This is a genomic window from Pseudoalteromonas shioyasakiensis (genome assembly GCF_024518675.1).
Lineage (GTDB): Bacteria > Pseudomonadota > Gammaproteobacteria > Enterobacterales > Alteromonadaceae > Pseudoalteromonas > Pseudoalteromonas shioyasakiensis_B.
Map to the genome: position 1 here is coordinate 787,426 of NZ_JANIGL010000002.1, position 9,264 is coordinate 796,689.

6 protein-coding genes and 1 rRNA gene are annotated in these 9,264 nt (G+C 42.7%); 3 read left to right on the plus strand and 4 right to left on the minus strand.

Translation table 11 applies throughout. The features are described 5' to 3' along the window. Positions 1-53: 53 nt before the first annotated feature. A complete protein-coding gene (purL, locus tag NQT69_RS09485) occupies positions 54-3,938 on the minus strand; it encodes a phosphoribosylformylglycinamidine synthase (RefSeq protein WP_256827412.1) in 3,885 nt (1,294 codons plus the stop codon). A 210-nt stretch (positions 3,939-4,148) separates the two neighbouring features. Here purL and mltF point away from each other — a divergent pair, with 210 nt between their 5' ends. Both mltF and NQT69_RS09495 read left to right on the plus strand, forming a co-directional pair. After that, positions 4,149-5,717 (plus strand): membrane-bound lytic murein transglycosylase MltF, encoded by a 1,569-nt coding sequence (mltF, locus tag NQT69_RS09490; RefSeq protein WP_256827413.1) that lies wholly within the window; start codon positions 4,149-4,151, stop codon positions 5,715-5,717. Between the two features lie 106 nt (positions 5,718-5,823). Continuing rightward, positions 5,824-5,991, plus strand: a complete 168-nt coding sequence (locus NQT69_RS09495) for a hypothetical protein (protein WP_256827414.1) — start codon at positions 5,824-5,826, stop codon at positions 5,989-5,991. Here NQT69_RS09495 and tadA read toward each other — a convergent pair. Then, complete coding sequence (gene tadA, locus NQT69_RS09500; protein WP_256827415.1) at positions 5,988-6,491, minus strand: tRNA adenosine(34) deaminase TadA; 504 nt, start codon at positions 6,489-6,491, stop codon at positions 5,988-5,990. The two genes, NQT69_RS09495 and tadA, sit on opposite strands and share 4 nt — an antisense overlap. Positions 6,492-6,671: 180 nt before the next feature. Between tadA and NQT69_RS09505 the strand changes: the two genes are divergently transcribed. After that, positions 6,672-7,976 (plus strand): inosine/guanosine kinase, encoded by a 1,305-nt coding sequence (locus NQT69_RS09505; RefSeq protein WP_256827416.1) that lies wholly within the window; start codon positions 6,672-6,674, stop codon positions 7,974-7,976. Positions 7,977-7,981: 5 nt separating this feature from the next. Here NQT69_RS09505 and glsB read toward each other — a convergent pair whose 3' ends face one another. Continuing rightward, positions 7,982-8,905, minus strand: a complete 924-nt coding sequence (gene glsB / locus NQT69_RS09510; protein WP_256827417.1) for a glutaminase B — start codon at positions 8,903-8,905, stop codon at positions 7,982-7,984. Between the two features lie 253 nt (positions 8,906-9,158). Beyond that, a 5S ribosomal RNA gene (rrf, locus tag NQT69_RS09515) occupies positions 9,159-9,264 on the minus strand; the annotation flags it as partial.

Consider the following 9,264-nt stretch of genomic DNA (forward strand, 5'->3'; position numbering starts at 1 on the left):
CTGCACAATGCAGCCTTTTATTTTACAACTAGATTCTGAATCTAATGTGTATATTAACCTACATTTTTTCGTGCGTTACGGAACATACGCATCCATGGGCTATCCTCTTTCCACTCATCTGGGTGCCAAGAGTTAGCAACAGCACGGAATACACGCTCAGGGTGTGGCATCATAACTGTTGCACGACCATCTGCTGATGTAATACCGGTAATACCTTCAGGCGAGCCATTCGGGTTATTAGGGTATTGCGTTGTTGGGTTACCGTGGTTATCTACAAACTTAACCGCCACAGTGCCTGAATCAAGCGCTGCTTTAACAGCTGCATCATTGGCAAACTCTGCATGGCCTTCACCGTGAGAAACCGCGATAGGCATACGAGAACCCGCCATGCCTTTGAAGAATACAGATGGACTCTCTTGTACTTCAACTAAGCTAAAGCGTGCTTCAAAGCGCTCTGATTTATTGGTCACAAAACGTGGCCAATGCTCAGTACCAGGGATCAACTCTTTCAATGTTGATAACATCTGACAACCATTACATACACCTAAACTAAATGAATCTTGACGTTCAAAGAAGCTTTGGAATTGGTCACGAGCCATATCATTGAACAAGATTGACTTAGCCCAGCCTTCACCTGCACCTAATACGTCACCGTAAGAGAAGCCACCACATGCTACTAAGCCTTTAAATTCCTCAAGGCTTAAGCGCCCTTCAAGAATATCGCTCATGTGTACATCAACCGCTGCAAAACCTGCACGGTTAAACGCCGCAGCCATTTCTAGGTGCGAGTTAACACCTTGCTCACGCAAGATAGCCATTTTAGGCTTAGCGCCTGTGGCAATGTATGGTGCAGCTACATCTTCGTTTAAGTCAAAGTTTAGTTTAACGTTCAGACCAGGATCTTTTGCATCAAATTTGGCATCAAACTCTTGCTTAGCACAGTCTGGGTTATCACGACGCGCTTGCATTTGATATGTAGTTTCCGCCCAAATAGTACGAAGCTCAGTGCGTGTATTACTCAGCACTGTGTTACCTGCGCGATTAAATACCACCGCATCATCGCTGTTTAATGTACCAATTGCATGGCTAATAGCAGCAATACCGTGCTCAGCAAATACCGCATTCACAGCCTCTAAATCGCTATTAGCAACTTGGATAACAGCACCGAGCTCTTCGTTGTAAAGTGCTTCGATGTCTGAACCTGTTAAACCATCAAGATCAACAGTTACACCGGTATGACCCGCAAATGCCATTTCAGCTACTGTGGTAAATAAACCACCGTCTGATCGGTCATGATAAGCAAGTAGCTTATTGTCAGCGACAAGTGCTTGCATTGCATTGTAGAAGCCTTTTAATAACTCAGGGCTGTCAACATCTGGGGTTACATCACCAAGTTGCTTATAAACTTGCGCTAAGCTTGATGCGCCCATGCGGTTTTTACCAGCACCTAAGTCAACTAAGATAAGTGATGTTTCACCTTTGTCTGTACGTAATTGTGGAGTCACAGTTTTACGTACATCATCAACACGACCAAATGCAGTGATGATTAATGATAACGGCGCAGTGACTGATTTTTGCTCGCCATTTTCATCCCACTGAGTTTTCATCGACATTGAGTCTTTACCCACTGGAATCGTTAAGCCCAACGCAGGACAAAGCTCTTCACCAACAGCTTTAACTGCTTCATAAAGGCCGGCATCTTCACCTGGGTGACCTGCTGCAGCCATCCAGTTTGCAGATAACTTAATATTCTCAAGACCACCAATATTTGCACATGCAATATTAGTTAATGACTCAGCCACAGCCAAACGTGCCGATGCACCATAGTTTAGAAGCGCTGCAGGTGTACGCTCACCGAGAGACATTGCTTCACCGTGGTAAGTATCGTAAGTTGCTGCTGTAACTGCACAGTTAGCAACGGGTACCTGCCAAGGGCCAACCATTTGGTCGCGGGCAACAAGGCCGGTTACCGAGCGGTCACCAATGGTAATCAAGAAGGTTTTTTCTGCGATTGTTGGTAAACGTAATAAACGAGTAGCTGCTTCAGCGATATCAATTTTTGCCGTATCAAGTGCAGCACTACTCGCTTTGAGCGATTGCGCTTCACGGTGCATTTTTGGCGCTTTACCTAATAATACATCTAGCGGTAAATCAACCGGGTTGTTATCAAAGTGGCTATCAGCAACCGTTAAGTGACGCTCTTCTGTCGCTTCACCGATTACAGCGTACTGGGCACGTTCACGCTTACAAATCGCTTCAAAACGGTCAAAATCTTCAACAGCTACAGCAAGCACATAACGCTCTTGTGATTCATTACACCAAATTTCATGTGGTGCCATACCTGGTTCATCATTAGGAATATCACGTAGCTGGAATTTACCGCCACGACCACCATCATCAACAAGCTCAGGGAAGGCGTTAGATAAACCACCTGCGCCCACATCGTGGATGAAGGCGATTGGATTTGCATCCCCTAACTGCCAACATTTATCGATTACTTCCTGACAACGACGTTCCATTTCTGGGTTTTCACGTTGTACTGATGCAAAGTCTAAATCTTCGTTTGATTGACCTGATGCCATTGATGAAGCAGCACCGCCACCTAACCCAATGTTCATTGCAGGGCCACCTAAAGCGATTAACTTAGCACCTACTGGAATATCCCCTTTTTGCACATGGTCGGTACGAATATTACCTAAACCACCGGCAAGCATAATTGGCTTGTGGTAACCACGTACTTCAAAACCATTATGGCTGGTGACTTGCTCTTCATAAGTACGGAAATAACCAACCAAGTTTGGACGACCAAATTCGTTATTAAATGCAGCACCACCTAATGGGCCTTCAGTCATAATATCAAGGGCATTAACAATACGAGCTGGCTTACCAAAATCAGTTTCCCATGGTTGTTCATACCCAGGAATACGTAAGTTAGATACGGTAAAACCAACTAAACCGGCCTTTGGCTTAGAACCACGACCTGTAGCACCTTCATCACGAATTTCACCACCAGAGCCTGTTGCTGCACCAGAGAATGGCGCAATTGCAGTTGGGTGGTTATGGGTTTCAACCTTCATCAGAATTTCAATGTTTTCTTGATGGTAAGCGTATTCACCTTCAGCATTGGGGAAGAAACGCCCTGCTTTTGAGCCCGTCATTACAGCTGCGTTATCTTTGTAAGCAGACAGTACGTTTTCAGGGTTTTTCTCGTAGGTATTTTTAATCATTTTAAACAATGACTTAGGCTGTTCTACGCCATCAATTGTCCAATCAGCATTAAATATTTTATGACGACAATGCTCAGAGTTTGCTTGTGCAAACATAAATAATTCGATGTCGTTCGGGTTACGCCCTAACTTTTGGAAGTTTTCTACCAAGTAGTCAATTTCGTCATCAGCTAATGCAAAACCTTGCTCAACGTTAGCCTTTGCAAGGGCCTCGCGGCCGCCACCTAAAATGTCAACAGATGACATTTCACTAGGGGCATCGGTGCGGAATAATTGAGCCGCAGCATCAAGCGAGTTATGCGTCGCCTCTGTCATACGGTCGTGTAATAACGCGGCAACCTGACTGATTTGCTCAGCGTTCAACTCACCTTCAACATAGTAAGCGATACCACGCTCTACGCGGTGAACTTGAGTTAAACCACAGTTGTGTGCAATATCCGTTGCTTTTGAAGCCCATGGCGAGATAGTACCAGGGCGTGGCGTTACTAACACTAAAGTGCCTGCTGGTGTATGTTCTGCAATCGTTGGGCCGTAAGTAAGTAACTTCTCAAGCTTAATTTTCTCGTCACTTGAAAGCTCTGCTGTTAAATCGGCAAAGTGCGCATACTCGGCGTACACGTTGGTGACTGGAAGTTGCGCCTGTTGGCAACGGGCTAAAATTTTCTGAACTCTAAAATCGGAAAGTGCTGGTGCACCACGAAGGATCAACATAGGTATTTTCATCCGGGGTTAGGGATTGAACGATATTTTAGGTGGCTATTATAGTGCAAATAGCGCTTAGATTTAACTCAAAATTACGCTTTTCGTAAAATTATCTTTTCTTGTATCTATGAACATGAATAAACACAATAAAACTAATCGCCAAGTGACGACCGGTTAAAGTTTTGTTATAAGAGTACTATTGGATATAAGGGGCGCATTATGATTAAACAAAAGCTAATAACAATCATTACGTTAGTAATGCTTTTGTGTGCCTGTGATATGCAACAGCAAGAATCTCAACTTAGCCAAATAAAAACACATAATAAAATAAGAGTCGGAACCTTAGCTGGGGCAAGTAACTACTATCAAGCCGTACAAGGTGAGCAAGGCTTTGAATATGAGTTAGCACAAGAGTTTGCCGATCACCTTGGCGTTGAACTTGAAATGGTGCCATTTTTTAATTTATCCGATATGTTTTCTCGCCTAGATAACGGTGATCTAGACTTAATTGCTTCAGGCTTAACTTATGACAAAGTCCGTGCTCAAAGCTACCGATTCGGACCAACTTATCGCACTATCAGCCAAAAACTTGTTTACAAACAAGGCCGCGTACGACCACGAGACTTTGATGATTTAACAGGTAATTTAACGGTTCTATCTAAAAGCAGCCACTCACTGGCATTACAACAAATAAAGCAAACACATCCAAACCTAACTTGGCAAGAAACCGAAGATCTTGATGAAGAAGAACTATTACAAGCCGTCATAGATGGTGAAATAGATTATACGCTCGCAGACTCCCATACACTGTCGCTATTTCGTCGCTACCACCCAAATTTAAGTATTGGTTTTTCGGTCACACGCAACGACCCCATCGCTTGGCTAATGCGAAAAGATAATGACGATTCTCTTTACGCTCTCATGGTGCCTTTTTTTGGCGAAGTTAAACAAAATAATCAACTTTATGTACTTGAAGAGAAATACTTCGGCCACGTTCGTCAATTCAATTATGTGAACACCCTTGCTTACATAGAAGCAATTAAAGATACCCTACCTACCTATCAACCTTGGTTTGAGCAGTATGCCGGTAGCTTAGACTGGCGCTTACTCGCGGCATTAAGTTACCAAGAATCTATGTGGAACCCTAGAGCAAAATCGCCTACAGGAGTACGCGGTATTATGATGCTTACCCGTGCTACTGCAAAACAAGTTGGGGTAACTAACCGCCTAGAACCAGAGCAGAATATAAAAGGGGGGGCTGAGTATTTGGAAAAGCTGGTTAAGCGTATCCCTGAACGTATTCCGCAACCAGATAGAACTTGGCTTGCACTAGCCTCTTACAACATTGGTTGGGGTCATGTTAACGATGCCCGAATTATTACAGAGCAACAAGGTGCCAGCCCTGATAAATGGGCTGATGTGAAAAAAAGATTACCGCTGTTAATCAAAAAACGTTATTACCGGAAAACTAAATATGGCTATTCTCGCGGAGATGTCGCTGTGAAATACGTCGATAACATTCGTCGTTACTATGATGCACTAGTATGGCTAGATGAAAATAATGCGGTTAGTGAGCCTGAACAACCTAAAACAGATAACGTAAAAGAGCCTGCCAAAGCTAATAACGAAGAACAACCAGTCAAAATGAGCAATGACAAAGAATTACCTAAAACAAGTAACGAGATAGAATCGTCGGCAAAAAAAGCTCAGCAACCATTAATAAGCCCTGACACTAATTTAATCGATAAAACAGAGGCACAGAATAAAACGAGCGAGCCGCAACTCTAAAACAGGTAAAATATCTATTTACTTGTCATCAATTGATCACTAATGTGTGCTATCAACACGTTATCTAAATTAACTATTTCTCACTCTCACCTATTTAGGAGAAACCATGCTTAAACGCAGACGTACACATTCATTTAAACGTAACGTTATTTTTTCAACCGCGACTCGCCGTCGTATTATGTTGCGTAACCTGCATAAAAAAGTGATTTGGCGCCGCCGCATGTTTGCAATGCAGCAAATGTCTGAGCTGAGCGATTCAACACCAACAAACTAAGGTTGTTGTTCACGCTTAGCTTGCTTTAAAGCTTTTATTTCTTGGCGACGACGTTTAAAAAACGCGGAGATATTTTCTCCACATTTATCAGCTAATACTGCCGCAGTAATTTCTACCTGATGATTTAATTTTGGCTCTTGTAATAAGTTCATAATTGAGCCTGCCGAACCTGTTTTTGCATCAAAAGCACCAAACACTAATCGCTTTATACGACTATGCACCAAAAGCCCTGCACACATAGAGCAAGGCTCTAAGGTTACATACAAAGTGCAATCTATTAAGCGATAGTTCTGTAGCGCTTTACCCGCTTCACGTATTGCGATCATTTCAGCATGCGCGGAGGGATCATTATCAGTAATTGAACGGTTATATCCCGCAGCAATAAGCTCATTACCTTTTACAAGCACAGCTCCCACGGGAATTTCATTGAGCTTCTCAGCCTCTTTCGCGTACTCTAACGCTTTTTCCATCCAATATTGATCATTAAATTGCTCGTTCATTTTATTCAATCTTTCACTAATTATTGTTTTATTATACTTACTTAGAACATAAATATGACTATCAAGTTGATTAATGACAAAAATAAAACAAATTAAAACCGCTTTACCATGGCTCAGCGAGTATGATTTGCGCTATAATCTCCCGCTTTTTTTATTTAGCTCACAACACACGGGTAGCAAATGAAATTTCCTGGACGCCGCAGGCATAAACATTATTTTCCGGTGGAAGCCAAAGATCCACTAACGAATCAACTCAACGCCAGTGATAAGTTGCAGCGCAGCTACATCACAGGTATCGATCAAATTGTAGTTGATATCGAAGCAAAGGTTGATCAGGCTTTCCTCGACGAGTTTCATCTGCGCCGAGGAATGTCGCAAGTAATAGATAATGATATCACTAACGCACTTTATGATCGCTTGAAGCTCAACGACATGATCGATTATGAGTTTGCCGGTGGAACAATCGGTAACACGATGCACAATTACTCTGTGCTCGCTGACGATCGTTCAGTATTATTAGGGGTAATGAGCGAAAACATTAAAATAGGCAGCTACGCCTATCGTTTTCTATGCAACACCTCTAGCCGCGTTGATCTAGATTACCTACAACCTGTTGACGGGCCTATCGGTCGCTGTTTCACCTTAATTGATGACAGCGGCGAGCGTACATTTGCTATCAGTGCCGGCTTAATGAATCACCTGCGACCGGAATCAATCGATAAAAATTTAATCGAAAACTCGTCAGCCCTTGTTATAAGTGCCTACCTAATGCGCACACAAGGTGATGAAACAATGACGGAAGCAACCATGCAAGCGGTAAAATACGCGAATGATGCTGGTGTACCGGTGGTGCTAACACTTGGAACAAAATTCTTAATTGAACAAGATCCGACCTGGTGGGCTAATTTTGTTGCAGAGCACGTTGATATTCTTGCAATGAACGAAGAAGAAGGCTTTGCAATCACTGGCTTTGAAGATCCTCTTCTTGCCGCCGATAAAGCCCTTGATTGGGTAGATCTGGTTATTTGTACCGCAGGTGAAAAAGGCCTCTTTATGGCTGGCCACGTTGATGACAAGTTTAAAAGACAAACTGAATATCCATTACTGCCAGGTGCAATAGCAGACTTTAATCGTTATGAATTCTCCCGTGCCATGCGTAAAGTTGATTGCGAAAATCCGATTCGAGCTTATAGCCACACAGCCCCATTTATGGGTGGTCCTGATAGCATTAAAAATACCAATGGTGCGGGTGATTGCGCGCTTGCTGCCGTGCTTCACGACTTATCAGCAAATGTTTATCATAAGCTTAATGTGGGTAACTCAGCTAAACACCAACAACCCGCGATGACCTATTCATCACTGGCGCAAATTAGCAAATATGCTAACCGTGCAAGCTATGAAGTATTAGTACAGCACTCTCCTCGCTTGTCACGCGGCTTGCCTGAGCGAGAAGATTGCCTTGAGCAAGTTTATTGGGAACAGTAAACTTGCTAAAAAATAGAAATATCGAGCTTTTTAGATAGCAGCTCCAGAGCTGCTATTCCTGCCACTGAGTTACCAAATGAATTTAACCCAGGCGACCAAACCGCAACAGTAAACTTATTTGGTAAAACGGCTAAAATTGTGCCTGATACGCCCGACTTGCCCGGCATACCAACCCGATAACCAAAATCACCCGCTGCATCATATAAACCACTGGTGAAAAGCAGCGAATTCAACTGTTTATTTTGCAGACTAGAAAGTACTTCCTTGCCTGAGATATTATCAACTCCTTTATTTGCAAGAAAGTTATAAGCTTTTGCAAGTTCCACACAGTTAAGTTCAATCGCACAGAAATTAAAATAAGCCCATAACACATCGTCCACTTCATTATGAAAATTACCAAACGATTTCATTAAATGTGCCATAGCAGCATTGCGGTGGCGAAACTCATATTCTGAATTAGCAACTTTCTTATCAATAACAATAGTTTCATTTCCTGACAAAGCACGAAAAGTTTCAAGCATAGAATGCATAGGTGCTGATAAACGGCTATATAAAGCATCACAAGTAACAATAGCGCCCGCATTTATAAATGGGTTACGTGGTAAGCCTTTTTCAAACTCAAGCTGCGTAAGAGAGTTAAAAGCAGTACCTGATGGCTCTTTACCTACACGATGCCACAGCTCATCACCATAACGTTGTAGTGCAAGTGTTAGTGTCATTACTTTAGATACAGATTGTATCGTAAAGCGCTTAGAGCAATCGCCCGCACAGAAAGTCTGACCATCAGTGGTATATATCGCAATTGAAAATTGGTCTGCATCAACTTCTGCCAGTGCAGGAATGTAATCAGCCACCTTACCTTGAGAAAGTAATGGCTGCACTTCTGCCGCAATCTCATTTAACACTTGTTGGTAATCAGAGTTAGCCAATATTGTTCTCACTCTCTATGTTGATAAAAACAAAATTCTAACATGATATTTGGGATCAGTTGATGCCATTTGTAGATAAAATTTGAGAGCTTCTAGCTTTAAATCGGGGCTGAAGCCTCCTTCTACAATAGCTTTGACAGCGCGCAACACGTTAAGCCCTACGCTTTACGCTCGCTAACTCGCGAACTAATTCATTTTATTTCAGACAACAAAAAACCCGCTGCATTGCTGCAACGGGTTTCTCTTATTTGGAGCCTGGCGATGACCTACTTTCACATAACAAATGCTACACTATCATCGGCGCTGTTTCGTTTCACTACTGAGTTCGGCATGGGATCAGGTGGGTCCAAAACGCTATT

Coding starts and splice junctions, on each gene's coding strand:
- tadA (WP_256827415.1), bottom strand. CDS start 6,491: ATGAACGAGCAATTTAATGATCAATATTGGATGGAAAAAGCGTTAGAG.
- NQT69_RS09505 (WP_256827416.1), top strand. CDS start 6,672: ATGAAATTTCCTGGACGCCGCAGGCATAAACATTATTTTCCGGTGGAA.
- purL (WP_256827412.1), bottom strand. CDS start 3,938: ATGTTGATCCTTCGTGGTGCACCAGCACTTTCCGATTTTAGAGTTCAG.
- mltF (WP_256827413.1), top strand. CDS start 4,149: ATGATTAAACAAAAGCTAATAACAATCATTACGTTAGTAATGCTTTTG.
- NQT69_RS09495 (WP_256827414.1), top strand. CDS start 5,824: ATGCTTAAACGCAGACGTACACATTCATTTAAACGTAACGTTATTTTT.